The sequence below is a fragment of the Micromonospora sp. ALFpr18c genome (genome assembly GCF_008868155.1).
Taxonomy (GTDB): Bacteria; Actinomycetota; Actinomycetes; order Mycobacteriales; family Micromonosporaceae; genus Micromonospora.
The window spans coordinates 23178-49665 of sequence record NZ_WBKR01000018.1 but is presented as its reverse complement, the minus strand read 5'-3'; the positions used below and the strand labels follow the sequence as shown (position 1 = coordinate 49665).

Genomic DNA, 26488 nt, shown 5'->3' with positions numbered 1-26488 from the left:
TACCGGCGGGTTGGTGCGTTGTCCGCCGTCGCGGGGCTTGATTCCGGCACCGTCGCGCCCTCGTAGAGCGCGACGTACCGGCGGCGCCACTCGTCGCCGTCGGTGCCGAGGGCGGCGAGGTTGAGGGTGTTGTGTTCGACGCCCAACGCCTCCGGCAGAGTGCACACCCGCAGCGGTATCGCGTTCGCGTCGGCGATCCGGCGCGGCACGGCGACCGCCGCCCTGAGATCCACCACACGGTCGAGCGGGCTGATCGCGACGGCCGCGGTCCGTAGACCGGTCCGCCGGGGCGGCTTCGGCAGCGTGCGTGCGATCGTCAGGTACTGGGTGACGGCGGCGAGGGAGTATCCGCGCGACGTGACGCGGTCGCGGAGGACACGCCGCCCGTACAGCACGATGAGCGGTTTGACCGCGTAGGCCGGCGCCTGTCGCGGATTCGGGCCGAAGAACGGCGACAGCAACAGCAGATGCCGTACGACGGTGCCGGGCACCTGAGCCAGCCAGGCGGCCAGCACCGCGCCGCCGGAGATCCCCACGACGCCGACCTCGTCTCCCAGGGCCGCCGCGACGGCCCACCCCTTCGCGGCGTACGTCGTCAGCTCGCCGGCCTCGACCCGGTGGTGGGCCGTCCGGTCGACGGTTCCGTGCTGGGGGGCCCGGGGAATCCAGACGCTGTACCCACGGTCGAAGAACTCCTCGGCCAGCCCTTCGTACTGCTCGGGCGCGAGGGTGTATCCGTGCAGCAGCAGCACGGCCCTACCGGTACGGGAACCGTGGCTCAGCAGGCGGCTGCGCGACTCCGGCCGGACCTCCGGATCGGCCGCCTCGGCGGCGATGACGGCCATGGCGGCACGGGTGGCCGTGTCGAAGTCGAGAGGTCGGGCCGGCGCGACCCGTCGCCCATGGTGGCCCACCGGCCAGAGATAGAGCCCGGCGACCGCCGCCACGACGAGCACCAACCCGCCGACGACGAGCGCGATGATCTCCGGCATGGGCAGATGCTGACAGGGGCCGCGCCGCGCGCCGGCCGAGGGGGTGCGCCCGGGTGACCGGGCGCACCCGGGTCAGCTATTCCTGCTTTTCCGGCGGCGCGAAGACGACTCTGGAGCGCAACTGCCGAAAGCCGGTCCGCTCCAACTCCGCCAGCACCGCCACCCGGTGGGAGTGCACGTCGGCGATGACCTCCCGGGCACCGTCGGCGGCGAGCATCCGGACCGCCTCGGCCAGCAGCTCGGGCCGGGCCGCCTCGTCGAGGAGGCCGAGATAGCCGAGCAGGGGGTAGCAGGCGTCCCCGAATGTGCCGACCAGCCCGACCGGCTTCCCGGCCTCCAGCGCGATGCGCCATCTCTTGGTGTCGTTGCCCAGCCAGGCCAGCGGGTCGGTGGCGAGGTCGACACCGCCGACCACCCGTGCGATCTCGACGCCGGTCAGCACGTCCGGCTCGGCGATCCTGGCGACCAGGGCGTTGATCTCCGCCACGTCGACGGGCGTACGGAAGTCGTACCGCCCGGAGGACGCCGGCAGGGGTGTGCCCGTCCAGGAGCACCGCAGCCGCTCCCCCCGTTCGACCAGCCCGGCGAGCCGGGCGGCCTCCATGGGCGCCCGCACCACGGCCAGCACCTCGGGTCGCCGCCGCCAGTGTGCCGGCAGCGCGGCGTAGTAGAGGCCGGGACCGCCCAGCGCCTGGTGAGCGGCACGCAGCAGTTCGGCGCCCACCTCCGGGTCGGCGTCCAGATCGAAACGGTCCAGCCACGGGGCACCGACGGCACCCGGGGGCAGGAGCCAGGCGGCCCGGCCCACCAACCGGCCGGCGCGCAGCGCGACCCAGGTGTTCTCGGGCCGGTAGCCGCCGCCGGCGATCCCGTCGGCGTACGCGACCTGGCGCAGTTGGGGCAGCGGATCGGGCATGGAGTCGAACAGGTTTTCCTCGCCCGCGACGAGCGGACGGATGACCAGATCAGTCATGGGGTTGGTCCTCCGGGAAGCGGGCGCCCCGGGTCAGATCCGCGCGGACGCCGGAGCGCGGAGGGGGCGCAGAACATCGGACATTGTTCTGACCTCCTTCCCGCTCGACGGCGTGCCCGACGACCATACGCGCAGTGGTCGCCGGCTCGCAATGGATCGTCACAGCGTCGGGTTGGTCTCCGACCCACGCTTGTGGGCTCGCTGGTCGTACACGGTGATGCCGCCCAGGATCACCGCCGCGACGGCCGTCACCGCGACAGGCGGGAGCAGCACCATCACCGGGGCCGCCACGAGCAGCGCCGCCGCACCGAAGTACAGCGCTCGACAGCGTGGTGCGTTTCGGTTCTCCTGCTCCAGAGTGCTCCGCCCGATCAGGAACAGCACCGGACCGCCGAAGATGATGGCCACCAGCGCCCAGTCGATCGGCGGGTGCGGATCCTCGATGACCTGCCCGAAGCCGACCGCGGTGCAGATGATGCCTCCGACGATCAACAGCAGGCTGTAGCTCGCCCACCGCGACAGTTGGATTCCCTCGCCGCTCGGCGTCGAGGCATGACCGGATCTGACGTGGTAGAAGTAGATCCGCCAGAACGAGACGACCGCCACGAACGAGGCGACGAGGGTGATGGTCCGATCGGTGGAGAAGCCCGGGAAGCTGACCGCGGCGCCGGCTTCGAGCACCACCTCGGCGAGCGCGATCATGAAGAACTGGTTGTACCGCTCGGCGAGATGCACCTGGGAGACGTTCACCGTGCTGGCGAGCGACGCGCGGCCCAGTCGGGGCGTGGCCCAGTTGATGTGCCCGCCGATGAGCTCGATGGCCAGCCCGAGGGACCAGAGGACGCCTCGACCGAGACCTCCGCTGATGCCGCCGCTGATCCAGAACACACCGGACACCGTGTGCCAGGCCAGCACCCGGAGGGCGAACCCATGGCTGGGGTGACCGCGCAGCGCGAGCACCAGGTAGAGCGGTCGGCCGACCTGGATGGCGACGTACGTGCAGGCGAAGATCACGCCGCGCTCGCCGAACGCCTGCGGCAACGAGACCGCCAGCACCAGCGTGCCGAACATCGAGGCCAGCAGCACGGCCTGCAGGTCGGGGCGCCGGGGGTCGTAGGTGCTCGCCAGCAGGGCGTTGAGTGACCAGATCATCCACATCGCGGTGAAGAACAGCAGCGTCTGACCGGCCTCCGACAGCAGGGTGTGCCGGACGATGGTCAGGTCGTCCGCGACCCGCCCGGCGAGGCGGGCGAGGGCGAAGACGTAGACGATGTCGAAGAGCAGTTCCAGGACGGTCGCGGAGCGCGGGCTCCGGCTGTCCCCGAGGCCGAGAGTCCCGGCGCGCGTCATCGCCCCGAGCCTCCTCGCCCCCGTCCTGTTGAGCGATTTTATCCGGACATCATGTGATCCCGGCGGCTATGGCGGGATCACGGGCCGACTCAGGCCCGGCTGGAGATCTGCTGAACCGCCCAGCCGTTGCCGTCCGGGTCGGTGAAGAACACGAAACCCACGTTGTCCAACGGATCCGGCACCGGCCGGGGGTTGCCCCCCATCACCTGGATCTCGCTGACCTCGACACCCCGCTCCACCAGCTCCGCGCGGGCCTTCTGCAGGTCGGGCACCACCAGTTGCAGCCCCTTGAGCGATCCGGGCTCCATGTCGGGCACCACTCCCCGGCCGATCACGACCGAACAGCCCGAGCCGGGCGGGGTCAGCTGCACGATCCGCGCGTCGTCGTTGATGACGGTGTCATGGTCCACGACGAAGCCGAGCCGGTCTGCGTAGAACTCCTTGGCGCGGTCCACGTCCGAGACCGGCACGACCACGACTTCCAACGTCCAGTTCATCCGGGCACTCCCTCACCGTGTGGAATCCGGTTCGCGTTCATCAGGCGGGCGTGGACCACGCCATGGACGCCGACGGTACCGCCGCGGCGCTGCGTCCCGGTGGAAAACCGTTATCCCGTGGTGGTCGGCGAGTCTCCTGAGGGGAGGCGCTGGTAGCGATCAACCACCGCCCCCTCGTCGAGTGACGAGGCGACCACACGAAGGAGTCGAGACGATGCGCACAACCGGCCGGGGTGCAACCGACGCCGCGAAGATGAGCCGGGGCGCCCACGCGGAACCCCGACGCGGTCTGCGCGGTCGCCTCCCGATCGGCGTTCGGCGTCTGCTGTGGCCGCTCGCCGTCGCCGCCGTGGTCGCCGTACTCGTGACCGGGGTGATCGTCGTGGTCCAACCGACCGGGCCGGCGCCCGCACCGGCGGCGACGCAGGCGGCCGATGCGCTGCCGCCCACCGACCCGGCGCTCGGCACACCGGCCGCGACCACGCCCGCCGCCACGGCGAGCCCGACGGCGACGACGCCCCCACCCACCCCGGCGGCGAAGCCGACGACCGGGCGGCCGGTCGCCCCGGCGGTGTCCGCGGTGACCTCGAAGCGCAAGGGCGTCGGCGTGTGGACCTTCGACGGGGTCAGTCAGGCGCTGGCCAGCTCCGGGGCGAGCTGGTACTACACCTGGGACGTCGCCCACCCGGGCGTCACCAGCCCGACGGGCGCCGAGTTCGTCCCGATGATCTGGGGTGCGAAGAGCGTCACCGCCAGCAACCTGCAGCAGGCGAAGCGGAACGGCCGGCAGCTGCTCGGGTTCAATGAGCCGGACATGGGCGGACAGGCGAACATGTCCGTGGAGCAGGCGCTGGAGCTGTGGCCGCAGCTGGAGGCCACCGGGCTTCCGCTGGGCAGCCCGGCGGTGGCCTGGGGTGGGGACCGGCCGGGCGAGTGGCTCGACCGCTTCATGGCCGGCGCGAAGCAGCGCGGCTACCGCGTCGACTTCATCGCCCTGCACTGGTACGGCGGCGACTTCGCCACCGCCAACGCGGTCAACCAGCTGAGGTCGTACCTGCAGGCGGTGCACGACCGCTACCGGCTGCCGGTCTGGCTCACCGAGTTCGCGCTGATCGACTTCTCCAACGGCGTCCGGTTCCCGAGCCAGACACAGCAGGCCGCGTTCCTCACCGCGGCGACGAAGATGCTGGGCGGCCTGTCCTGGCTGCACCGGTACGCGTGGTTCGGCCTGCCCGCCAGCGACAAGGATCAGACCGGCCTGTTCCGTACCGGCAGCACCGCGACCGCCGTCGGTCGCGCCTACCAGGCCGCGCGCTGACCCCGGGACTACGCCTGGTCCACGTGGTCCCGCCACGAGTGGCGCGGTTCGTACCCCAGTACCCGGCGTGCCTTGTCGATGCTGAGCAGCGTCTCGTGCTCGCCGAGCTGCCTGCGGATCTCGACGTTCGGGTAGACCTCGGCCATCAGGCTGGCACTCGACCTGGTCATCACGGTGTCCGCGTTGGCGATGATGAAGACGTCGGCACCGGGCTGGTCGTGGGCGAGCGCCCGCTCGACCGCCTGGGCTCCGTCGCGGGAGTCGATGTACCCCCACAGGTTCCACCGGCGCAGCGACGGGTCGGCGTCGAACGACGGGAACGGCGCGTAGTCCTCGACGTCCATCACGTTGGAGAAGCGCAGACCCACCATGACCAGCTCCGGGTCCCAGCGGCAGAAGTGCCGCGCCATCTCCTCCTCCAGGGCCTTGTTCAGCGAGTACGTCGACTCGGGTCGCGGCGCGTACTCCTCGTCGACCGGCGCGTACGGCGGCGGGGTGTCGAACGGCAACCCGAGGACCGTCTCGCTCGACGCCCACACGACCCGCTTGATCCCGGCCGCCCGAGCGGCGGCGAAGACGTTGTACGTGGCGGCCGAGTTGTTCGCGAACGTGGTCGCGTTCGACATCAGCCCGGGTGCCGGCACCGCCGCCAGGTGCACGACCGCGTCGATCCCACCGGCGTGCTCGTCCGCGCCCCCGGTGATCGCCTCCACCACCTGCCCGTAGTCGGTGAGGTCGACGAGAAGGAACTCGCCGTCGACGTCGCGCGGGTCGCGTCCACCCGCGCGGTCGACCGCGAGCACGTCGACGCCCACGCCGCGCAGGTGGGCGACGACGGCGCGGCCGAGCTTGCCGGTGGCACCGGTGACGACGACGCGGCCGGGCAGTGCGGAACTGGTCATGACCACATCCTCTCCGGCGGCGACCGGAGCCCCGCAGGCGGGTGCGCGCCGCACCCGCGCCCGCGGATCACCGGATCATGTCTCCGGTCACCGCCGGCAGCGCCCGCCCGAACTGCAGCAGTTCCCGCAGTGCCGCGAGGTAGCCCTCGCGGTCCCGATGCCTGATGGCGAGGTCACAGTCGCCGGCCGCCCGCTCCGCACCGGCCAGCAGCGCGTCCCAGGCGGCCTGCTCTCGCGGTTCGGGATAGTCGAAGTAGCGGCGTGCGTCGGCGACCGGGCCGGAGATCGCGACGCAGCGGGGACGCAGTTCGGCATCGATCACCGACCAGTCACTGAACGCCCGGTACGACCCGTCGGCAGTGAGCCGATCGATCCGTTCGAGCAGGGCCAGCACGCCGGTCAAGACCTGGTTGATCCGGTCGGCGCCGCCGAGCGCGAGCCACGCGTCCACCTGCGCCGCCCGTACGGTGGGCGAGGTCGGCTGGTCGGTGAGCACGAAGTTCGTCGAGACGGGGCCGGCATCCGTCGATGAGTCCGACCGGGCGTCGACGGCCATCACGGTGACCAACGTCGCGGTCACCAGACACGGCATGAGCACCGCCGCGCGGCGCAGCGCGAGCCGTCCTCGGCCGGGCCGGTCGGGCAGGTCGGTGCGGGGCCGACGGGTGGCCATGGCGCGGTCGCGGAACCGACGCAGCGGCCGGCGGGCAGGCACGCCCAGGGCAGCGGCCGCGACGGCGAGGAACACGCCCAGACCCAGCGTCGTCGACACCAACAGGGCGGTCACCGTCCAGCCCGCCACGGGATCGAACCGGCATGACGACCCCAGGATCTCCAGCGGGCGGACGCATCCGTCGACCGAGGCCAGCACGGCCAGGGTGGCCAGTCCCGCCAAGCCCGTGGCACCCGACACGATGAGGCTCTGCAGCAACGGAGTGCGGTCGGCCAACGCGGCGGCGAAGCCCGCCGCCACGAACATCGCGGCGACGATGACGACCATGAGCCACGTCAGGTAGCTGACGAGATGGCCCTGCTCTCCACCGGCGACCACCGGTGACCACGCTCTGATGCCCGCCGTCGTGGCCACGACCAGCACGGTGCTGCCGAACGCGCCGATCCCGGCGGCGGGAAGGGTCGGCCACGGTGCGCCGGTGCTGACCCGGCGGGGGAACCAGGCCAGGATCGCGGTGACGCAGAGCAGCCCGGCCAGGCAGAGCAACTCGACCCGCATGCTCAGGAACAGCAGCGGCGGCAGACCGGGCGCGAGGTGCAGGAGCGTGCCTTCGTAACCCTGGCCGTCGGTGACGCTCCGCTCGAACTGAGCGAACAGGTCGGCGGTGAAGGCGTTGAGGCCACCAGCCAGCAAGGTGCCCTCGCTCTCCCACCAGTACCAGGCGAGTGCCATCACGCAACAGCTCACGCCGAGTCCGACCAGCAGCGGCCACCGTTGTGCCGCGCCCGCCGGGCGAGTGGCGGAGACCTGGGCGTACTCCGCCGTCCACCAGGTGGCCGCGAGGCCCGCGAGCACGGGCAGCGCGAGGTACCCGGGCTGATCGGGGAGCAGATCCCACACGCTGCCGGAGCGACCCACCGCCAACTCACCCACGATCAGGCCGGCGCCCAGGGCACAGCCGGCGCGTAGCCCCGACGGCGCCGGGCCGCCGGTGCGGGCCGCATGGGTCACCGCCGGCCAGAGCAGCAGCCCGGTGATCGCGGTGACCAGGACGGCGACCAGCCCCGCGATGATCACGTGTTCCTGGCTGGCGTTGACCTCCACCATGCTCAGCAGAGCGGGCAACCTGGTGGCGGCAATCGCCGCCGTCGCTCCGGTCAGGAAGAACGACAACACCTGCGGCGTCAACATCGTCCCCGAGTTCACCATCGACCCGAGCCGCTGCTGCCAGGTGGGATGGGCTCGCCAGAGCGGGCCCCCGGACGCCCTGGACCACCTGGTCGCGAGCGCGGTCCGCCCGGTGACCTCCTGGGCGGCCGCCCTCTCCCAGAGGCGGACGTTCGCACCCCACCGTCGTGCGGTCAGATCGGCGTGGTGCTCGCGGGTGCGCAGAATGTCGACGCGGGCCAGGTAGGCCAGTACGACGGTGATGACCAGCATCGCCGCGTGGTGCGCCACCCGGGTCTGTTCCCGCGACTGCATGTACGTGCCGGCGGTGCCGGGCAGGCTCACGACCGCGACGTACCCCAGGTCGAGAGGGAGGATCACCCCCAACAGGATGCGCCAGAGAGCGACGGTCGCGTAGGCGATGTCAACGTCACGGTTGTGCAGGTGGGCCAGTTCGTGCAGCACCACCGATCGAAAGTCCTCGGGGTCGCGGTGGCGTCGGGCGACGAGGCCACCGTCCAGACAGACGGTGTAGCGACCGAGACGGCCGAAGACCACCGCACCGGTGCTGGGTACGGCGGGCGCGATGACGAAACGGGGCGGGCGCCTCAGCCCGGCCACGGCGACCAGGTCGGCCAGGACGGTGGAGAGGTCCGCGAGACCGTCGACGTCCTCTACCGGCACCACCCGGCTCCGCCGCCCCTTCCACAGCGGCAGCACCCAGTACAGCGCCACGGCGCAGAGCGACACCAGCAGCAGTGCGCCGGGCTTCCACCACCATGCCTGGTGCGGCACGAAGCGCTCCACGCACTCCTTGAACGCGGATGCCTGGTCGACGGCGCGCACCCGCACGTCGAGGTCACTGAGGCCCGGGTCGCCCCCGCTGGCGAGAGTGCAGCCGACCCCCACGCCGTTCGGGTCGGAGCGCGCGTTGATGACGCTGCCGGTGATGACGGCAGCGACACCCACGAAGAGCACGATCAACAGGAGGAAGCGTGGAAGAGTGCCGGCGTTCGACATGCTGAGGTGTGCCGACGACGGCTCCGTCGGCGTCGTCCGGTCCAGGACCACCGACATCGTGCGCCTAATCCCTTCCGGCCTGGTCGACCTCACCGGGCCCCGACGGGTCGCCGTCGACGGCCAGGACCAGCCGGGCCACCACCCGGTCACCCAGCAGATCCGCCTCCTCCGGGGTCAGGCCGGCGGGAACCCCGAGCTCGACCACCCGGTCCCGGACGGCCTGCAACTGCCGCACGGTCAGCGGGGCCATGGGCTGTGGTGGCGCTTTCCGGCGTAGGCGGGCACGCAGCCAGCCGCCGACGCCCGAGCCCGCACGACTCGCACCAGCACCGACCGACAGTCGGACGGTCTCGTCCAGGGCGATCCAGACCAGCGGGGTGACCAGCGCCGCGGTCTCGGCCAGGCCGAACCCGAGCGGCTCCCGCCCGGGTCGACGCCGCGTCAGGCGACGCACCACGGTGTCGTCGTCGAAGCGGTGCAGTGCGTCGACGAGCACCAGTTCGTCGGGAGCCAGCTCTGCTACGACGTCACGCACCACATCGCGTACCAACTGCGGGGGCCGCACGCCCCGTCCATCTGCCCGTTGAATGTCCGGTTCCATCGAAGCTCCCCGCAGTGTCGCCGCTACCGGAAGGTACCGATTGTATTGACCGTCTCCACATTTCGATGGCCGGTAGCGGCCGAACCCGGTGCACGCGACCGGACCCAGGCCGCGTTGCGTGCTCGTGAACGGGGACTGCTCTGACCGCCGTCACGCTCCGCCGCGGCGCGTCCCACCGTGGTCGGCACGGCTACGACCGGACCCACCGCGCCGACATTCGGGTCCGACCGTGATCGGGACCGGCGGGTGCGTAACGTGCAGGGGTAAACGTTGTCGCGACGAGGAGACTTCATGTCCAAGCCACCGCTTCCCGAGGCCGCGGTCGCCATGCTCCAGAAGCCGAACCCCGCCGTCATCACCACCCTGCGCAACGGTGGCCAGCCGGTATCCGCCGCAACCTGGTACCTGTGGGAGGACGGCCGGATCCTGGTCAACATGGACGAGAGCCGCCGCCGGCTGGAACACGTCCGCAACGACCCCCGGGTGTCCCTCACGGTGCTCGACGAGGCCGGTTGGTACACCCACGTCAGCATCATCGGGCACGTCGCGGAGCTGCGCCCCGACGAGGGTCTCGCGGACATCGACCGGTTGTCGAAGCACTACACGGGCAACGCGTACCCACGGCGGGAACGCGCCCGCGTCAGTGCCCTGATCGAGATCGACCGCTGGCACGGCTGGGGCGCGCAGAAGGACAACAACCAGGTCGGCTGACCGCTGCCAACCACGCTGACGCCCTGGCGGGGCCACCGTCAGGGCGTCAGGGCAGCCCATGCCGCCCTCGGCTGGGCGGCTCTTGACCGCACGGTGTGCTCGGCTTAGCTTCATCAATCAAATAAGTGTCTTTACTGATTGATTGCCGTCCTCGTGGGAGTGTGCCGATGCGACAACTCCGTCACCGCCGTCTCACCGCCGTCGTCACCCTGGCGGCCCTGCTGGTCACCGCCGCGCCACCCACCGCCGCGAGCGCGGGCGACAACGCGAAGCGCCGCGACGGCTACCACCGGGTCGGGTACTTCACCCAGTGGGGCATCTACGGCCGGGCCTTCCCGGTCAAGAAGCTCGACACCTCCGGCGCGGCGAGCCGCCTCACCCACCTCAACTACGCGTTCGGCAACGTCAGCGAGGACGGACGCTGCTATGTGGACGGCGGCCCGGGCGAGGGTGACGCCTGGGCTGACTACCAGCGGCCGGTCCCGGCCGAGGAGAGCGTCGACGGCGTCGCCGACGCCCCCGGCCAGGCGCTCAACGGTAACTTCGGCCAGCTCGCCAAGTTGAAGGCCAAGCACCCCGGCCTGAAGGTGCTGATCTCGCTGGGCGGGTGGAGCTGGTCGACGTACTTCTCCAACGCCGCCCTCACCGACGCCTCCCGCAAGACGTTCGTCGCGTCCTGCATCGACCTGTACCTGAAGGGCAACCTCCCGGGCTCCCCCGGCGCCGCCGCCGGCGTCTTCGATGGCATCGACCTCGACTGGGAGTGGCCGAACTGGGACGGTGAGCCGGGCAACGTCATCCGCCCGCAGGACCGGGAGAACTTCACCAAGCTGCTCGCCGAGTTCCGCCGGCAACTGGACGCGTACGGGCGTACGACCCGCACGCACCACCCGCTGACCGCCTTCCTGCCCGCCAACCCGGCCACCATGGACGCCGGCTACGAGGGCCGCAAGATCTTCACGTACCTGGACTTCGCGACGGTCCAGGGGTATGACTTCCACGGCGGGTGGGAGGCCGTGGCCAACCAGCAGTCGGCGCTGCGCGTGCCGGCGGGTTCGCCGGACAACCCGGACTTCTCCGTCGAGGTGGCCGTCGACGGCTGGATCGCCCGCGGGGCGCCGCGTGCCAAGCTCGTCCTGGGCATCCCCTACTACGGTCGCGGCTGGACCGGCATCACCGGCGGCGGCAACGGCCTCTTCCAGCCGGCCGCGAGCCCCGCGCCGGCGACGTTCGAGGCCGGGTACGAGGACTACAAGTTGCTCAAGACCCTGGCCGGCAACGGTTACACCGTGCACCGCGACCTGCGCGCCGGGCACGCCTGGCTGTTCGACGGTACGACGCTCTGGACGTACGACGATCCGGCGGTCGTGCTGCAGAAGATGCTCTACATCCGGCGTACCGGCCTGGGTGGCGCGATGATCTGGTCGCTCGACGGCGACGACGACAATGCCACGCTGACCAAGACGATCGGCCTCGGCCTGACCACCTGGTAGCCGTACCCCGCTCGCCCGGCCCGTCGCCGGCCGATTCCCCGGTCGGCGGCGGGCCGGTGTCAGGTCAGTAGGTGTACCACCGCTCGCTGTACCGCCAGGCCGGGCTGCCATCCGACCGCGTGGGCAGCCGGTCCTCGTCAGGATCGGATGGGGTGACCCCGTGCAGGGTGCCGCCCGCGAAGTCGGGCCAGTTCGGTTACGTTGGCCCGCACGGCCGGCAGATCCTCCAGCGCCTGTTGGCTGTGCGTGGCGGTGCCGATCAGCAGCGCGGTCGACCTGCTCGGGTCGGGGCGGCTCACCGGTCGTTCGTCTCGACAGACGGTTCGTGATCGGCCAGAGCGCGTACGGCAGCCTCGATGAGCGCGGTGACCTGGTCCATGTCGCGGGCACGGCGGACGTCCAGCTCGGCGGACGATCCGCCGGGAAGGGTCAGCTTCACCGTCACGTCCTCGCGGCGGTGGGTCAGCCAGCCGGCGATCGCCTGCACAAGCACCATCACAGCGCCGCCACTGCCGACGGCCACCAGCAACACGTCCGTTGCACCCGCCGACATCTCGTCGGGCGGCGTCGTCGAGCCGGGAGCGGGCGCGGCGGTCACCTGCCCGCGGAGCACATCCTCGGCGCGAAGCCACGACGCGAGGGAACGTCGAGCATCGGCAGAGGGAAGATCCGGATAGACCGAGAGCGTGATGGTCTCCTGAGACGCGGGCACCGTCTTCTCCTTCCGGCGAAGGCCAACCCCCCTTTGTCATCCTGCCAGGCGGCATCACCTTCGGGCAGCCCCGGAGAGTCACCGAAGTCGATCAGACCTTGACCGCCACATCAGCCGATTCATAGGCTCCGGCCACTGCGAGGCTTTCCCCCAAGAAGGGAACCCGAGACATGGCCCCATCGTCGCGTCCGTTCTGGAAGATCCCCCCGAGGCGGCTGGCGGGAGCCGCCACGATCGCGCTCCTGCTCGGCATGACCCCCCTGCTCAGCGGCACCTCGGCCGCGAGCGCCGCCCGGCCCTCCCCGTGCCGCACCGACCCGACCGCCCGGTTGGACACCGTGCCCAGCCCGGAGGCCGTGTTCGGCTTTCCGCTCGGGGCGGGTCAGGAGCGGGTCGTCACCAACGAGGAGGTCCGGACGTACCTCGGGGCCGTCGACCGCGCCTCCGACCGGGTCGTCACCGGAGTGATGGCCACAAGCGTGCTCGGCCAGCCGCTGCCGTAGGCGGTGGTGTCCAACGAGCGCAACGTCCGGCCGGCGGCCCTGCGCCGGATCGCCGACGACGTACGGGACCTGCGTGATCCCCGCCGGACCAGCGCGCGGACCGCCGCCCGGACGGCGAAGGACAGCCCGGCCATCGTCTGGGTCGCCGCGAACGTGCACGGCGGCGAGAAGAGCGGCACCGACGCGGCACTCAAGACGCTGTACGAGTTGGCGGCCGGCCTGTCCTGCGCGGTCGAGCAGCGCAACGACAACCTCGTCACCATCATCGTTCCCACCCAGAATCCGGACGGCCGCGACGCGACCCGGCGGCAGAACGAGTTCGGGTTCGACATGAACCGGGACTGGTTCGCGCGCACCCAGCAGGAGACCGACGGCAAGCTCGAGCTGCTGCGCCGCTACCCGCCGCAGGTGTTCATCGACGCGCACGAGATGGGCGGCCGGCAGTACTTCTTCCCGCCCAACGCCGACCCGATCCACCACGAGATCGCCGGTGAGGCGGTGGACTGGATCAACCGGATCGGCGAGGCCAACAAGGCGGGCTTCGGCTACAACGGCGCCTGCGACGACACCGTGACCACCGAGTGCTACTTCAACTACGACACGTACGACATGTTCTTCATGGGTTACGGCGACACCGTGCCGACCACCGGCTTCGGCGCGGCCGGCATGACGTACGAGAAGGGCAGCGCCTCGGCGGTGGCCGACCGGGTGCAGCAGCAGTTCCACACCCAGTGGTCGACGCTGGGCTGGGCCGCCGCCAACAAGCGTGAGGTGCTGGACGGCTACTTCGACATCTGGACCGACGCGCTCGCCCAGGGCCGGGCGGGCACGCTGGAGCCGAACGAGGTGGTGCAGCCCACCAACGAGGTCCAGTTCCCGGTGCCGGCCATCACGATCCGCTCGTACTTCCTGCTGCCCGACCGGCAGCTCGCCGACGTCCGCCAGCTCGTCGAGCGGCTGCGCCGGATGGACGTCGAGGTGTACGAGGTGCAGAAGCCGACCCGGGTGCCCACGGCGCGGGTCTTCGGCGGCCGGACCGCCACCAACGTGACAGTGCCGAGGGGCGCGTACTGGATCCCGATGGACCAGCCGCAGAAGCACTGGATCCAGGCGATCATGGGCGAGGACCCGTACGTCCCGTTCCCCTACTTCTACGACGTGTCGTCCTGGAGCAACCCGCTGCTCATGGGCGTCTCCACCATCTACACGGGAGACAACGTCCGCCCGAGGGCCCAGCTCGTCCGCACGGTGTCCGGCGGCCGGTCCGGGCTCGCATGGTCGTGGGGCTCCTACACGTACCCGCTGGACTCGGCGGCCGCCGCGGAGCTCACGTTCGGCCTGCTCGGCCGTGGCGTACCGCTCGTGCGTGACCTGGCGACGAGCCGGGTCGCCATCCCGGCGACCACGGTCAACCGGACGGTCGACGAGCTGGCCGGATCCCTCGGGGTGACGCTCACCCCGGGCGGCCGCCCCACCGGCACTCCCCTGGCCCGGCCCGACGTCGGGCTGTTCCAGGGCACCGGCATCTCCACCACGTCCGGCTCGCACGGCGAGGCCCGCTACGTGCTCGGCAAGCGGTGGGGGCTCGACCTGAAGCCGGTCACCACGGCCGACATCAACGACAACACCGAGGCGTTCACCGGGCGTGCCGTGCTGCTGGTCCCCGACGGTAGCAACGCCACCGGCGGTCTGACCGCCGCCGGGCAGGTCAACCTGCGTAACTGGATCGCCCAGGGCCACACCTACGTGGGGCTGCGCAACGAGGGCACCCGGGTGGCCCGTGCCGCTGGGCTCACCTCCACCACCGAGAAGGCCAAACCGGCCGACTACCTGGTGATCGGCTCACACCTGCGCGTCGACGTCGACACCGACAACCCGGTCGCGTCGGGCCGCCCGGCGGAGGACTTCGAGTTCAACAACAGCGACCCGATCCTCACGCCGAGCACCACAGGCACGAACGTGCTGCGCTACCCGACCGGTGACACGTTCTGGGCCAACGGCTACACAGTGGGCGCGGACGCGCTCAAGGGGACGGCCGCCGTCGTGGACGAGCCGACCGGCGCCGGCAGGGCGGTGCTGTTCGCGTTCAATCCGCTCTTCCGGGCGTACAACGAGAATGGTCTGCACCTGGTGGCCAACGCGCTGCTGTACCCGGCCGGCGCGGCTGACGCCCGACGGACGCCGGGCCTCGACGCGGCGCGCGCCAGCGCCGCCGCCGCGCCTGTCGCTCCGGACCTGGGCGGCGGGTGGCGGCCGATCACCATCGAGGTCGCGGCGACGGACCTGCCGCGCACCCGGGCCATCGTCGAACGCTTCACCGCCGACGCCCGAACGTCCGCGAAGGACGATTCGGTGTACGTCGTGATCCCGAACCCGCAGGGACTCCAGGCCGACGAACACCCGTTCGCGAAGGATCTGGTACGCGCGCTGCGCGACGCGCGAGTGCCACTGCGGTCGGTGGTCGCCTGACAGAGCCCCGCACAGCGAAGCGCCCGTCCCCGATCGGGGGCGGGCGCTTCCGCGTGTTGGAGGTGGTTACGGCCGCCGGGCGACCTCGGCGACGAACGCCCGCCACGACGCCGGCCCGAAGACCAGCGCCGGCCCTTCAGGATCCTTGGAGTCCCGCACGCCCACGATGCCCGGCAGATTGTCCGCAACCTCGACGCAGTTGCCGCCGCCGGAGCCACTGCGGGTGGATCTCCGCCACACAGCGTCGATCAGGTCCATGATGTCTCTACTTCCCTCATCAGAACGAGTGACTGGCGGCGGGGCTGCGCCTCACTGCGGACCATCTCCCACCTCGACATGAGGGTATCCACATCGTCGTCGCGGTCAACGACAACCCCGCCGAGCTGGTTCTCCATCTCGGCCACCCGCCAACCTCGCCGCGCTGAACCCCGCCGCGCCACTGCCCGACCTGACCGAACGCTTCACCGGCTGGGCGTCCGCGCGGTAGCTGGGCCGCGGGGGTAGATCTTGGACAGTTTCCGTTAGCGCGGAACGGAAAGTGTCCAAGATCTGGTGGCGAGAGGCTCGGACGGCGGCGAGACTCCCGGGAATGGTGCCCCCCGACGATGCCGACGCACTCGAATGGCTCGCCTTCGAGCAGGCGGGCGTGCTGACCACCGCGCAGCTCTCCGGGCTGCTGAGTGAGGGCACGGTTCGTGGCCGGATCCGCTCCGGCCGATGGCGGTCGATCTGCCGAGGCGTTCTGCTGACCGGCAACGGTCGCCTCACCCGCGACCAGCAACTCTGGGTCGCGGTGCTCGCCGCCGGGCCGGCCGCGGTGCTCGCCGGTGTCACCGCCGCGGCCGAAGCCGGGGTACGCGGACTACGACGCGAACCGCTGCACGTGCTGGTCCCAGCCACCCGTCGCGCCGCACGGACCACCCTGCGTCGACTGCCGATCGACATGCCTGCCGTCCTCGTTCACCGCACGTCGGTGCTGCCCGAGGCCCATCTCCAACTCGCCCGTCCACCGCGAACGACGACGGCGCGGGCACTGGTCGACGCGGCGGGCTGGGCGGCCGGTGTGGACGAGGCGCAGGCGCTGCTAGCCGCCGGCTGCCAGCAAAGGCGGGTGCTGCCCGAGGAACTGGACGCTGTGCTCGCCGTCCTACGCCGCGCACCCCGCCGGCAACTGATCCAGCAGGCCGTCACCGACATCGCCGGCGGCGCGCAGGCGCTCTCCGAGATCGACTTCCTGCGGCTCTGCCGCCGGCACCGGCTGCCCGCGCCCGACCTGCAGAGACACCGGGTCGATGCAGCGGGCCGAAACCGGTGGCTGGACGCGTACTGGCGGGAGTGGCGGGTGCAGGTGGAGGTCGACGGCGCGCACCACATGGACGCCCGGCAGTGGGCAGCGGACATGCGCCGGCAGAACGACATCTGGACCAGCGGGGACCGGATCCTGCGCTTTCCCGCGTGGCTGGTCCGTGCCCGCCCCGACGAGGTCGCCGAGACCGTCCGCCGTGCCCTCGTCGCCGCAGGCTGGACGGCAACCCCGCCCCTGCGCCGCCCTGGGCAGAAGTGACCGTCCAGCGCCGCCGCTCATGGTTTACGGCCGACGCCGCTGTAACCGGTGCCGGCGACCTCCGGATCGTCGGTTGCCGGCGGCTCGGCGTACGGCCACATGTTGACCAGCCCGGGTGGCTCCAGGACTAAGTTGCCGAAGAACCTCGCGATGTCCGCGTGGCTGCGCGGCACGAACGGGCTGTTGGCACGCTGGTAGATCGCGGAGATGCGGGCCATCAGCTCGGGGTGCGCATCCGTGCCGGCGTGCGACAGCGCCAGGTAGCTGCCGGGCGCGAGGGCGTCGCGGTAGCTCGCCACGATCCGCTGCGGACCCTGCTCGTCGGGCACCAGGTGCAGCACGAACATCATCAGCACCGCGACCGGGCTGCCGAAGTCGATCGCGCCGCCGATCTCCGGGTGGGCGAGGACCTGCTCGGGGTGTCGCAGGTCGGCCTGCAGCACCGACACCGCCTTCGAGTCGGCGAGCAGAGCGCGGCCGTGCGAGCAGACCACCGGGTCGTTGTCGACGTAGACGACACGCACCTCCGGGTCGATGCGGTGAGCGATCTCGTGCACGTTGTCCCGGGTGGGCAGCCCGGAGCCGAGGTCCAGGATCTGCCGGATGCCCTTCTCCTCGACGAGGTGGCGAACCGTGCGGGCGATCAGCTCGCGGCCCTGCCGGGCGGCCTCGGGCATCCACGGCGCGACCTGCAACACCATCTCGGCGGCGGCCCGGTCGGCGGCGAAGTTGTCCTTGCCGCCGAGGTAGTAGTCGAACATCCTGGCCGCGTTCGGCCGGTCCGGTTCCAGGCCGACCTCGGGCTCCGACTGTGTCACGACCGACCACCTCTCCCCCGTCGATCCCGCAGCCTAACGTCCACGGTGGCCGACCGGCTGCCCCTCCGGTCGGCTTGCGGACAACCACCGGGCCGGATCACGACAGCGGTCACGGCACCGCGCGGCGCAGGCTGGCGGCGATCGCCGACGACGGGCGTCGGTCGGAGGAGGCGCGCGGCCCATGGGCGTACCCCGGGCAGGGTCGGTGGGTCGCACGGCGCTCGCCGGTTGCCTCGCCCTGCTGCTGATGTCCACCACCGTCGGGTGCCGCCGGTCGCGTTCCGCGCCTGCACCGGCGGGCGCCGCCGCCACGGTCGGCCTCACCGTCGCGGTGTCCCAGCCGTCCTACCGGTTGGGTGAGCAGATCAGCCTCCGGATGAAGCTGACCAACAACCGGGACGCCGAGTGTCAGCTCAGCCGGGTGCCGGACGGGGCGGTGACCGTGCTGTCGCTGACCCGCGACGGCACGCCTGTCGCGCCCGCCATCGGCGGTGCCGCCTACTACCGGGACTTCACCGCGTACCTGATCGGCAACCTGGTCCGGGTGCCACCGCGCGGGTCGGTGGAGCTGACCCTCGGCAGCGACCCGCAGAGCCCGGTGGGCGCGGCGTTGACGACGTCCGCTCCGGACGGTCGCGGCGGGGCCACCGTCACGTGGTGGCCGGTCGACCAGCCGGGGGCGTACCGGCTGGTGGTGGGCTACCTGCGGGCACCGCTGCGGGGAGTGCCGGCGGACGCCTGCGCCGCGACGGCCGAGCAGGGCACCGTCGCGTTCGAGGTGCGGGGCGGGTGAGCGGCGTGCGCGCGATCCGGGCCGGGTTGATCCTCGCGGGGGTGCTGGTGCTGCTCGCACCATCGGCCGCGGCCGCCGTGGTCACCGTCGAATCCGACCTGCAGACGGAGTACGCGGGCTGCGTCGGACAGATCCGCGGCTCCGGCAACGGGGCCGTGCTCGACGAGTTGGAACGCTCCGGCAAAAAGATCAAGGTCCGTAGGCCCATCTTCGGCTCGGAGAGCAGCACCACGACGTACGTCCCGGGCAGCGACGTGCAGATCAACTGGGTGCCGGAGAACGACGGGCGGAAGCTGGACGACGAGGGCGCAGGCTTCACGGAAGACCAGTGCGCCACCCTGATCCACGAGATGAACCATGCCCTCGACGAGGTGAACGACACCGACCGGGGCCAGTTCTGCACCCAGGGCGGCCAACAGGCGAGCACAGTGGACCCCGCCGAGGTGCACGCGGTGTTGGCGGAGAACGCGTACCGCAAGGCGGTCGGCGTGCCGACGCGCCCGTCGTACGGTGGTATGAAACTGCCGGCCAACGGCAAGGACTGCGACCAGCCCAGGCCCCGACCGCCCGGCGGTGGGGGTTGCTCGATCTCGGTGATCGGCAAGGGTTACCGCTGCGCCAACAGCAACGGCGACCCGCACCTGCTCACCTACGACGGCCAGCGCTACGACTTCCAGGCCGCCGGCGAGTTCGTGCTCAGCCGCTCGACGACTGACGACTTCGAGGTCCAGGTACGCCAGACGATGTTCCCGGCCAGCTCGGTGGTGGCGGTGAACTCGGCGGTCGCGGCCCGGGTGGCCGGCGACCGGGTCGGCGTGTACGCGACACCCGACGGCCCGGCGGTCCGGGTGAACGGCGGCTCGCCCGTGTCCGCGCCTGACGGGGTGAAGCTGCCGCGCGGCGGCACCGTCACGAGCTGGTACGACGGCACGATCACGGTGGACTGGCCGGACGGCACGCAGCTGACCGCGCACCCGATCGGTGTGTGGGGGTTGAGCGTGAGCGTCGGCGCACCGCCCGCACGCGCCGGGACGCTTGAGGGTCTGCTCGGCGACCACGACGGTGATCCGGGTGACGACCTGAGCGTCCGCAACGGGACGAGGGTGGCGTCGCCGCCCACGTTCGAGGCGTTGTATCCGGGCTTCGCCGACAGCTGGCGGGTCGAGGCGCAGCGGTCGTTGTTCGACTACGAGCCGGGCCAGTCCACCGCCACGTTCACCGACCGGCGCTTCCCCGAGCGGCAGCTCACCGTCGACGACCTGCCCAACCGGGCCACCGCGGAACTCGTCTGCCGGCGGGCCGGCGTGACCGATCCGCGTGCCCTCGCCGAGTGTGTGCTCGACGTCGGCCTCACCGGGCAGGTGGCGTTCGCGACCGACGCCGCACGGGCCCAGCGCGCCACACCCGGTGCCGGTGACGTCAGCCTGGAGGTGACGCGGCCCGGTGCCACCGCCGCCCTGAAGGTGCCCGGCCGGGCCGGTCAGAAGATCTTCGTCGAGGTGCCGGCGGCCACCACACCGGACCGGTGCGGCATCCTGCTGCTGCTCGACCCGCAGGGCCGCCAACTGGCGACCGGCTGCGTGATCTCGGGAGTCGGCTTCATCGACACCACCACCCTCGCTGTCACCGGCGACCACCAGGTGGTGCTCGACCCGTGGGACGCCGACCTCGGCCGGGCGACGGTGCGGTTCGTCACCGTGACCGACGAGGACAAGACGCTCACCCTCGACGGGCCGGCGGTGCGGGCGACGCTCGCCCAGCCGGGGGCGGTGAGCCGCCTGGCGTTCGACGGTCGCGCCGGCCAGAAGGTGTTCCTCCAGGTCACCGGCGCCACCCTGCCCGACCGCTGCGGGCTGCTCCTGCTGCGCGACCCGGCCGGCGAACAGGTGACCAGCGGCTGTGTCATCGGCGGCACGGGGTACGTCGACGGCGTCGTCCTGCCGGTCACCGGCGGGTACGTCCTGGAGGTCGACGGGACCTCCACCGACACCGGCTCAGCGGACGTGCGGCTGCGCGACGCCCACGACGAGCAGGCCGACACCGTCGCCGACGGCCGTGCCGTGACGCTCACCGTCAGCCGACCCGGCGCCGTGAGCCGGCTGCGGTTCCCCGCCGACGCGGGTCGCCGCGTCGCCGTCGAGGTGACCGCGGCGAGCCTGCCCGACCGGTGCGGGATCCTGCTGCTCACCGGGCCGGACGGCGACACGGTGGCCAGCGGCTGCGTCATCGGCGGGACTGGACGGTTCGAGACGGACCCGTTGCCCAAGCGCGGCACGTACACGCTGCTGCTGGACCCGGGGGCCGACGAGACCGGCACGGCGACGCTCACCGTCCGCCAGGTCGGCTGACCGTGGTCCGGCCGGCCCGACGGGCCGGCCGGACCACAGCGTCAGCCCGTCGCGCAGACGGTGCCGTTGAGACGGAACGCGGTGGGCAGCACGTTCGGTCCGCTGTACGCGCCGACGAAACCGGCGCTCACGCTGGCGCCGGCGGCGATCTGCCGGTTGTCGTCGGTCGGGGTGACCCGCACGGCGGTGCCGACCTGCTCCCAGGTGGCGCTCCACCCGCTGCTCACCTGCTGCCAGCCGGTCGGCCAGGTCCAGGTGAGCGTCCACCCGTTGATCGGCTTCGTACCGTTGTTGGTGATCTCCACTCCGCCGATGTAGCCGTTGCCCCAGTCGTTGTCGGCGGTGAAGCGGACGGTGCACGTGCTGGTGGCCGGGCCGCCGGTGGCGAACGTGAGCGGCGGCGACGACCAGGACACCCGACCGGCGGTGTCGCGGGCCAGCACGTTGACGGTGTACCTGCTGCCCGGCACCAGGTTGCCGACCGTGAACGCGGTCCGACCAGCTCAAGCGGGGACGCTCCCGCCGTCGGCGGTCGGGGCGCGGCGACGGCGGCGGGCGACGTACCCGGCCAGCGCCAGCAGCACGACGGCCTCGACCACCAGCACGGTGACCGCCCAGCCGGGCCCGATCCAGCGGGCCAGCGAGTCGTACCAGAAACGGACGAGCAGGATCAGCACGGTCACCGCGAAGACAGCCGACGCCACCCCGTACCCCGTGTAGATCAGCCGTTCGCGGCGGCGGTAGCCGGCGGTCGCGCGCCGACCGCCGCGCAGCAGCCGCCCCCAGAATCGGTACGTGTCGGCGCGCAGGTCGGCGAGGTTGAGGGCGTGGCTGAGCATGTGGTAGCCGTCCAGCCGCAGGAACGGCACAAGGTTGAGCGTGGCGGTCGCGGTGCCGAACAGCAGCATGGTGCCGGCCAGGTCCCGCAGCGCGCCGGGCCCGGCCCAGGCGCGGATGGCGGCGAACGGCACCAGCGCCAGCATGCTGACGAACACGCCGGCGAACGCGGTGGCGACCCGCCGCCGGGGGGTGAACAGCACGATGTCGTCGACCTTGCAGTACGGGGCCAGCAGCGGGAACCGCCACATCACCCCGATCTCACTGACCCGCCCGCCGAAGTGTCGGCAGGTCAGGCCGTGCGCGCACTCGTGCAGGAAGACGATCAGCCAGGTGATCACCACGGCGGCCACGATCGCGGCGAGCGGACGGTGCCCACCGCCCACCCCGGTCAGCAGATCCGGCAGGTGCGCCACGACGTACCCGGTCACGACGAGCACGGCCAGCAGGGCGGGCAGCACGAACCACCAACTGAACAGCGGGCCGAGCCGGGGCAGCAGTCGGGTGAAGAGGGCGTCCGGGTCGAACAGCGGCCAGCGGGCCGACAGCGGCCCACGCCGGGCCTTCGCGGCGCCCTCGGCGGCGGACGCGGTCAGGCGGGCGATCTCCCCCGGATCGGTGGCGCCGTCGAGCAGTTGCCGGCGGTGCAGCATGCCGAAGAGCTGCTGCCAGTTCTCCGGCCCGAGCCGACGCTTGAACGTCGCGGCGTACTCGGCGGCGATGTCGTCGAGGGTGCGGGTGCCGTCCATCCGGGAGAGCAGGAAGTGCTCGCGTGGGCCGACCCGGTAGAACCAGCCGGTCTCGGCGTCCCGGACGTGGTGCACGAGCTTCTCGCCGCGCCACTGTCCGGGGCCGAGCGCCACCCCGTCGCGCAGTCGGGGGCGGGTCCAGGTCGCGTCGACGGTGGTCATCGCGTGCCGGCCGGCGCCTCGTCGAGCAGCGCGGCGCGCAGCAGATACGACAGGTAGATCTCGTCCAGGATGCTCACCCCGAGCCGGTTGTTGGTCATGTGCACGTACGAGCTGAGCAGGATGGGCAGCGCGGCGTCGAGGTCGGTGACCGGTGTCGGGTCCGCCCCGCCGCGCTGGAACAGCAGGTCGCCGCCCTCGGCGAGGGCCACCACCCGGTCCCGCAGCGCGGCGCAGTGCGCCAGCCAGCGGCCCTCGACGCCACCGAGGCGCGCCGCCGACCGGTCCCGGGCCGCCGCGCGGATGTCGGCGAGCCGGCCGCGCAGGGCGGTGTCCATCCGCCGGTAGCTGGTGTCGAAGCTGGCGTGGTAGTCGTCGCTGGGCTCCGAGTAGGAGACCTCCCAGAACGTCCGGTACTCATCGAGGAAGCCGGCGATCCGCGTGTCGTCGTCGAGGAAGACGGCACACATCATCATCGTGAGCTGGGCGGAGAGGCCGAGCAGCACCGGCCGGACGTGCACGTTGGTGGTGGCCAGCAGGTCGAGCACCACGTCGCTGGAGTGCTCGAAGTGCCACTCGGCCAGCTCGATCCCGGCGGGCCCGCCGTAGCGGCCGTACTCCCGCTCGTACGGGATGTGGTGGTGGCTGTTGTTGGCCCGGATGGGCATCACGCCGTCCGGGCCGTACTCCTCGTCCCACCGCTGCTGGCCGTACTCGGCGAGGAACATCTGCCGGTACAGGTCACCGAGGCCGGCGCTGTCCACCTCGTACAGGGCGGGCCGGCGGCGCAGGAACGCCTCGATGGCCGCGTCCACCCGGGCGCGGACCACCGCTGGGTCGACGCCGGGGGCGGGCAGCACCCGCAGGCGTACGTGTGGCCCCTCCATCCAGTACTTGATGAAGAAGTACCTGCTGATCAGCCCTTCGGCCCGCAGCTCGTCCACCAGCGGCCGGACGCCCTCGACGAGCATCGGGTTGGCGTTGCTGGCATAGAAGACGTGCACGCTGAGCCAGCCGTGGTCGACAGGCGAAGGGTAGTCAGTCATCGTTCACTCCGTCTCGGACACCGTTGAGTTCGACGGTCAGCTCGGTGACGTGCGTGCCGGCGTCGCCGCGCACCATCTGCTCGTCGCGGCCCGGCAGCATCTCGGTCAGCACGAGTCGACTGCCGGCGCCACGCGCCGTCGTGTCGAGCAGGTGCAGCGAGAAGTGGCTGTCGAAGTCCACGTAGAGCGGCTTGTGGTCCGGCCGGGTCGCGGCCTGGGCGCCGTCGTCGCCGGCCGCCGGGGTGAGCCGGGTGCCCTCCGGGGTGGCGAAGACCCGCCTCGGCAGCCCGTTGTCGCGCCGCCACCGCTGCCACGCCAGGAACCACTGTGCGTCGCTCTGCTCGGGCGTACGGGTCGGCAGGTGGTCGGGGTGCAGCTTCCACATCCGCCGTTGCAGCACCACGTCGCCGTGCACGATGCGCGGGTAGCCGGCGATGCCCCGGCCGGGCAGCGGCACGGTCGTGCCGGCCCACAGGTCGGGCTGGGCCATACCCAGGTAGGCGAAGGTGAGCAGCACCTGCTGCACCTCCGGCAGCGCCATCGGCAGCAGGAACCCCAGGTAGACCGGGATCACCTCGGCGTCGAGGCGCCGCGAGCGCAGCAGCAGCCGGTCGCCCACCGGATCGTGCTCGACGCTGAGGTCGTCCATGTCGATCTGCTCGGCCGCCGGTCGGTGGCTGATCTCCCCCGGGCACACCAGCTCGTACGGGGTGACCACCGGGTGCAGGTTGAGGTTGGTGGCGTCGTACCCGCCCTTGAGTTCGGCGAGCACCGCGCCGGGCGGCTGGAGACGCAGCAGCTCGGCGCGCAGCGCCCCGGCGAGGTCCTGCTCGGCGAAGAGGTGCGCGAAGCGGGAGAAGAGCAGCGTCATCCCGGAGTAGACCCGGTTGACCACCACCCGGTGCCGGCCGCCCTGGTCGGCGAGCTGGAGGAAGAACGACCGGGGGTCGAGCGTGCCGAGCGTCTCGGGCACCATGGCGGCGACGTCGGCCATGAACGCGTCGTCGAGGGTCAGCTCCTCGGCGTCGGCGGGCAGCCGGTCGTACGCGTCGTTCATCCGCCGGGCCACCTCCAGGCGGGCATCGTCCAGTGCGGTGATCTCGTCCTGCCGGAACCAGTTCTCCTGCCGGACGTAGCGGTTGTCCTCGTCGAACGCGCGGCGGCGCATCATCCGACCGCTGTAGTGCTCGAAGAAGTCCTGCTGGAACTCGTGGGCGAAGGTGAGCAGGTCGTCGCAGCGCCCGCCGTCGCCGTACCGGGCGCGGAAGAAGCCCTTGGTGGCCAGCCGGCGAGGCAGGTTGATGTCGAACACCGGCATGATCCGGGCCAGCGCCCGCAGGCCGGGCAGGATCTCCCGCTCCCAGCGGGCGCGGTCGGCGGTGACCGGGGCGTCGGTGTGCCGGGTGGCGTCCTCATAGACGAGGGTGCGCGGGGCCGGAACGTCGGGGCGTCCGAGGTCGGCGTGCGCGGCGACCAGCTCGTCGCGGATCCCGTCCAGCGCGCGGCGGCGGCCCGGCACGTCCTGCTCCGGAAACGCGGTGGCCAGCCGGTTGGCCCTGGCCACCCGCTCGGCGAGGCGGCGGGACCAGTCCCTGTCGATCTGCCGCAGCGCGCCGCGGTAGCCCTCGACCGGGTCGTCGGCGTGGATGTCCAGTTGCAGGTTCGGCACCACGAGCAGGCCGACGCGCAGCAGGTGGTGCAGGTACTGGGCGACCTCGTCGGCGGGCCGTCCGTCGGTGGTCAGCTCGGTGACCAGGTCGGCCATCCGCCGTACCCGGCCGCCGTCGAGGGCGGCCAGGATGTCGTGCAGCACCCGGCCGGTGGGGAGCACGAACAGCGACTCGTGGATCGACTCCAGGGTGATCGCGGCCTCGCCGTCCTCCGAGCTGGTCCGCCGCCGGCGCAGGTAGCGCAGCCGGCCGTGGGCGATGCGCCACCCGGTGGTCAGGGTCACCGGCAGGTCGGAGCGCAGCGTCTCGTCGGCGAGCACGATGGCCGAGAGCCGGCCCAGCGCGGCGAGGTTGAGCCGGGCGCTGCCGCGCGTCGCCGCGACCGTGTCGGCGGTGCTCGGAACGACGTGCAGCAGCTCGCCGGTGCCGCTCGCGAAGGTGCCGACGTTCACCGTGGTCAGCCGGCTGAACGGGCTGGTCTTGGCGGCGGTGCGGTAGGCGTACTCCAGCAGGGACCGCTCGATGCGACGGGCCCGCTTGCCCAGCGGGCCGGTCCCGGTGGCGTAGCCGGACAGGTAGCGGTCCAGCGACGGGGAGGCGAGCAGGATGCCGCCGCGCAGGTCCGGGTCGTCGGCGAGGGCCCGCAGCAGCGTGCGCCGGCTCGCCAGCTCGTCGTCGAGCACCGCCGGGCCGGCGGCCAGCTCCGTCCGGTACGCCGCGAAGGTCTCCAGCCAGTGGGTCAGCTGCCGGTGGGTGTCCGCGCCGACGGCATCGACCGGCCAGGCGGCCGGGTCGGCCGGGCGGGGCGCGCGGAGGTTGAACACGTCACGGCGCAACCGGATGAGGCGCTGCCGCAGCCCGTCGTCGCTCAGGTTGCGCCCCACCGCGCTCTGCAACGCGTCGGCCAGGTCCCGTCCGGTGGCGCGCAGCCGGTCCTCCAGGTCGAGCACCCGGCGTGCCCATTCGGCGCTGCGGTCGACGGCGAGCCGGTCGGCGACCTCGATCGGCAGTCCGGCGGTGCGCAGCATGAACACCCCAGGCATCCGCCAGGAGATCGGGGTCGCCGGTCGTGCGGGCAGGGACACCGTCACGGGTCTCTCCTTCGTCGGGTCGGCGCGGGTCG

The 26488-nt window shown here is 71.8% G+C and carries 22 protein-coding genes and 1 pseudogene; 8 read left to right on the top strand and 15 right to left on the bottom strand.

Features of this window, described 5'->3' with window-relative positions:
- The 4 genes from F8271_RS06125 to F8271_RS06110 form a co-directional block, all read right to left on the bottom strand.
- The coding region (locus F8271_RS06125; protein WP_192580163.1) for an alpha/beta fold hydrolase at positions 1-992 on the bottom strand (992 nt) is incomplete at its 3' end.
- Between the two features lie 76 nt (positions 993-1068).
- Positions 1069-1965 carry an acetyltransferase gene (locus F8271_RS06120; RefSeq protein WP_151488671.1) on the bottom strand — a complete coding sequence of 299 codons (897 nt, stop codon included), beginning with the start codon at positions 1963-1965 and terminating at the stop codon, positions 1069-1071.
- A gap of 159 nt (positions 1966-2124) precedes the next feature.
- Positions 2125-3315, bottom strand: coding sequence for a low temperature requirement protein A (locus tag F8271_RS06115; protein ID WP_151488670.1), 1191 nt, complete (start codon positions 3313-3315; stop codon positions 2125-2127).
- Between the two features lie 89 nt (positions 3316-3404).
- Entirely contained in the window at positions 3405-3812 is a 408-nt protein-coding gene (locus F8271_RS06110) for a VOC family protein (protein WP_151488669.1), read from the bottom strand.
- Positions 3813-4026: 214 nt separating this feature from the next.
- Here F8271_RS06110 and F8271_RS06105 point away from each other — a divergent pair, with 214 nt between their 5' ends.
- Entirely contained in the window at positions 4027-5130 is a 1104-nt protein-coding gene (locus F8271_RS06105) for a glycoside hydrolase family protein (protein WP_151488668.1), read from the top strand.
- A gap of 8 nt (positions 5131-5138) precedes the next feature.
- On the opposite strand, the gene F8271_RS06100 is transcribed toward F8271_RS06105, so the two are convergent.
- The 3 genes from F8271_RS06100 to F8271_RS06090 all read right to left on the bottom strand — a co-directional run bounded on the left by F8271_RS06100 (position 5139) and on the right by F8271_RS06090 (position 9493).
- Positions 5139-6032 (bottom strand): NAD(P)-dependent oxidoreductase, encoded by an 894-nt coding sequence (locus F8271_RS06100; protein WP_151488667.1) that lies wholly within the window; start codon positions 6030-6032, stop codon positions 5139-5141.
- Between the two features lie 67 nt (positions 6033-6099).
- Positions 6100-8949 (bottom strand): M48 family metalloprotease, encoded by a 2850-nt coding sequence (locus F8271_RS06095; protein WP_151488666.1) that lies wholly within the window; start codon positions 8947-8949, stop codon positions 6100-6102.
- A gap of 7 nt (positions 8950-8956) precedes the next feature.
- Positions 8957-9493 (bottom strand): hypothetical protein, encoded by a 537-nt coding sequence (locus F8271_RS06090; RefSeq protein ID WP_151488665.1) that lies wholly within the window; start codon positions 9491-9493, stop codon positions 8957-8959.
- 291 nt (positions 9494-9784) lie between these two features.
- Here F8271_RS06090 and F8271_RS06085 point away from each other — a divergent pair, with 291 nt between their 5' ends.
- Entirely contained in the window at positions 9785-10204 is a 420-nt protein-coding gene (locus F8271_RS06085) for a PPOX class F420-dependent oxidoreductase (RefSeq protein ID WP_151488664.1), read from the top strand.
- A 167-nt stretch (positions 10205-10371) separates the two neighbouring features.
- Entirely contained in the window at positions 10372-11697 is a 1326-nt protein-coding gene (locus tag F8271_RS06080) for a glycoside hydrolase family 18 protein (protein ID WP_151488663.1), read from the top strand.
- Between the two features lie 295 nt (positions 11698-11992).
- Here F8271_RS06080 and F8271_RS06075 read toward each other — a convergent pair whose 3' ends face one another.
- Positions 11993-12409 carry a hypothetical protein gene (locus F8271_RS06075; RefSeq protein ID WP_151488662.1) on the bottom strand — a complete coding sequence of 139 codons (417 nt, stop codon included), beginning with the start codon at positions 12407-12409 and terminating at the stop codon, positions 11993-11995.
- A gap of 170 nt (positions 12410-12579) precedes the next feature.
- Here F8271_RS06075 and F8271_RS32955 point away from each other — a divergent pair, with 170 nt between their 5' ends.
- Positions 12580-12912 carry a hypothetical protein gene (locus tag F8271_RS32955; RefSeq protein WP_225854187.1) on the top strand — a complete coding sequence of 111 codons (333 nt, stop codon included), beginning with the start codon at positions 12580-12582 and terminating at the stop codon, positions 12910-12912.
- 6 nt (positions 12913-12918) lie between these two features.
- Complete coding sequence (locus F8271_RS06070) at positions 12919-15381, top strand: M14 family zinc carboxypeptidase (protein WP_225854186.1); 2463 nt, start codon at positions 12919-12921, stop codon at positions 15379-15381.
- Between the two features lie 66 nt (positions 15382-15447).
- Here F8271_RS06070 and F8271_RS06065 read toward each other — a convergent pair whose 3' ends face one another.
- A complete protein-coding gene (locus F8271_RS06065) occupies positions 15448-15639 on the bottom strand; it encodes a DUF397 domain-containing protein (RefSeq protein ID WP_151488661.1) in 192 nt (63 codons plus the stop codon).
- Entirely contained in the window at positions 15630-15785 is a 156-nt protein-coding gene (locus tag F8271_RS32950) for a hypothetical protein (RefSeq protein WP_225854188.1), read from the bottom strand. The genes F8271_RS06065 and F8271_RS32950 overlap by 10 nt, the downstream gene beginning before the upstream one ends.
- A gap of 185 nt (positions 15786-15970) precedes the next feature.
- Here F8271_RS32950 and F8271_RS06055 point away from each other — a divergent pair, with 185 nt between their 5' ends.
- The gene (locus tag F8271_RS06055; protein WP_151488659.1) at positions 15971-16945 is read left to right on the top strand and encodes an endonuclease domain-containing protein; all 975 of its coding nucleotides are present in this window, start codon (positions 15971-15973) and stop codon (positions 16943-16945) included.
- A 17-nt stretch (positions 16946-16962) separates the two neighbouring features.
- On the opposite strand, the gene F8271_RS06050 is transcribed toward F8271_RS06055, so the two are convergent.
- A complete protein-coding gene (locus F8271_RS06050) occupies positions 16963-17763 on the bottom strand; it encodes an SAM-dependent methyltransferase (RefSeq protein WP_151488658.1) in 801 nt (266 codons plus the stop codon).
- Positions 17764-17944: 181 nt separating this feature from the next.
- On the opposite strand from F8271_RS06050, the gene F8271_RS32210 reads away from it, so the two are divergent.
- Positions 17945-18556 (top strand): hypothetical protein, encoded by a 612-nt coding sequence (locus F8271_RS32210; RefSeq protein ID WP_192580162.1) that lies wholly within the window; start codon positions 17945-17947, stop codon positions 18554-18556.
- The gene (locus tag F8271_RS06045; protein ID WP_192580161.1) at positions 18553-20904 is read left to right on the top strand and encodes a VWD domain-containing protein; all 2352 of its coding nucleotides are present in this window, start codon (positions 18553-18555) and stop codon (positions 20902-20904) included. The genes F8271_RS32210 and F8271_RS06045 overlap by 4 nt, the downstream gene beginning before the upstream one ends.
- Positions 20905-20945: 41 nt before the next feature.
- Here F8271_RS06045 and F8271_RS06040 read toward each other — a convergent pair.
- The 4 genes and pseudogenes from F8271_RS06040 to F8271_RS06025 all read right to left on the bottom strand — a co-directional run.
- Positions 20946-21398, bottom strand: a pseudogene (locus F8271_RS06040) (cellulose binding domain-containing protein); the annotation flags it as partial.
- A gap of 9 nt (positions 21399-21407) precedes the next feature.
- Positions 21408-22652 (bottom strand): peptidase M50, encoded by a 1245-nt coding sequence (locus tag F8271_RS06035; RefSeq protein ID WP_151488656.1) that lies wholly within the window; start codon positions 22650-22652, stop codon positions 21408-21410.
- Entirely contained in the window at positions 22649-23695 is a 1047-nt protein-coding gene (locus tag F8271_RS06030) for a thiopeptide-type bacteriocin biosynthesis protein (protein WP_151488655.1), read from the bottom strand. Before F8271_RS06030 ends, F8271_RS06035 begins: the two co-directional genes overlap by 4 nt.
- A complete protein-coding gene (locus tag F8271_RS06025) occupies positions 23688-26456 on the bottom strand; it encodes a lantibiotic dehydratase (protein ID WP_151488654.1) in 2769 nt (922 codons plus the stop codon). Before F8271_RS06025 ends, F8271_RS06030 begins: the two co-directional genes overlap by 8 nt.
- Positions 26457-26488 lie beyond the last annotated feature (32 nt).

Excerpts from the sequence above, each read along its gene's own strand:
- F8271_RS06080 (WP_151488663.1), top strand. The coding sequence starts at position 10,372 with ATGCGACAACTCCGTCACCGCCGTCTCACCGCCGTCGTCACCCTGGCG.
- F8271_RS06085 (WP_151488664.1), top strand. The coding sequence starts at position 9,785 with ATGTCCAAGCCACCGCTTCCCGAGGCCGCGGTCGCCATGCTCCAGAAG.
- F8271_RS06030 (WP_151488655.1), bottom strand. The coding sequence starts at position 23,695 with ATGACTGACTACCCTTCGCCTGTCGACCACGGCTGGCTCAGCGTGCAC.
- F8271_RS06055 (WP_151488659.1), top strand. The coding sequence starts at position 15,971 with ATGGTGCCCCCCGACGATGCCGACGCACTCGAATGGCTCGCCTTCGAG.
- F8271_RS06095 (WP_151488666.1), bottom strand. The coding sequence starts at position 8,949 with ATGTCGGTGGTCCTGGACCGGACGACGCCGACGGAGCCGTCGTCGGCA.
- F8271_RS06090 (WP_151488665.1), bottom strand. The coding sequence starts at position 9,493 with ATGGAACCGGACATTCAACGGGCAGATGGACGGGGCGTGCGGCCCCCG.
- F8271_RS06120 (WP_151488671.1), bottom strand. The coding sequence starts at position 1,965 with ATGACTGATCTGGTCATCCGTCCGCTCGTCGCGGGCGAGGAAAACCTG.
- F8271_RS06065 (WP_151488661.1), bottom strand. The coding sequence starts at position 15,639 with ATGGACCTGATCGACGCTGTGTGGCGGAGATCCACCCGCAGTGGCTCC.
- F8271_RS06110 (WP_151488669.1), bottom strand. The coding sequence starts at position 3,812 with ATGAACTGGACGTTGGAAGTCGTGGTCGTGCCGGTCTCGGACGTGGAC.
- F8271_RS06100 (WP_151488667.1), bottom strand. The coding sequence starts at position 6,032 with ATGACCAGTTCCGCACTGCCCGGCCGCGTCGTCGTCACCGGTGCCACC.
- F8271_RS06115 (WP_151488670.1), bottom strand. The coding sequence starts at position 3,315 with ATGACGCGCGCCGGGACTCTCGGCCTCGGGGACAGCCGGAGCCCGCGC.
- F8271_RS06035 (WP_151488656.1), bottom strand. The coding sequence starts at position 22,652 with ATGACCACCGTCGACGCGACCTGGACCCGCCCCCGACTGCGCGACGGG.
- F8271_RS32210 (WP_192580162.1), top strand. The coding sequence starts at position 17,945 with ATGGGCGTACCCCGGGCAGGGTCGGTGGGTCGCACGGCGCTCGCCGGT.
- F8271_RS32955 (WP_225854187.1), top strand. The coding sequence starts at position 12,580 with ATGGCCCCATCGTCGCGTCCGTTCTGGAAGATCCCCCCGAGGCGGCTG.
- F8271_RS06105 (WP_151488668.1), top strand. The coding sequence starts at position 4,027 with ATGCGCACAACCGGCCGGGGTGCAACCGACGCCGCGAAGATGAGCCGG.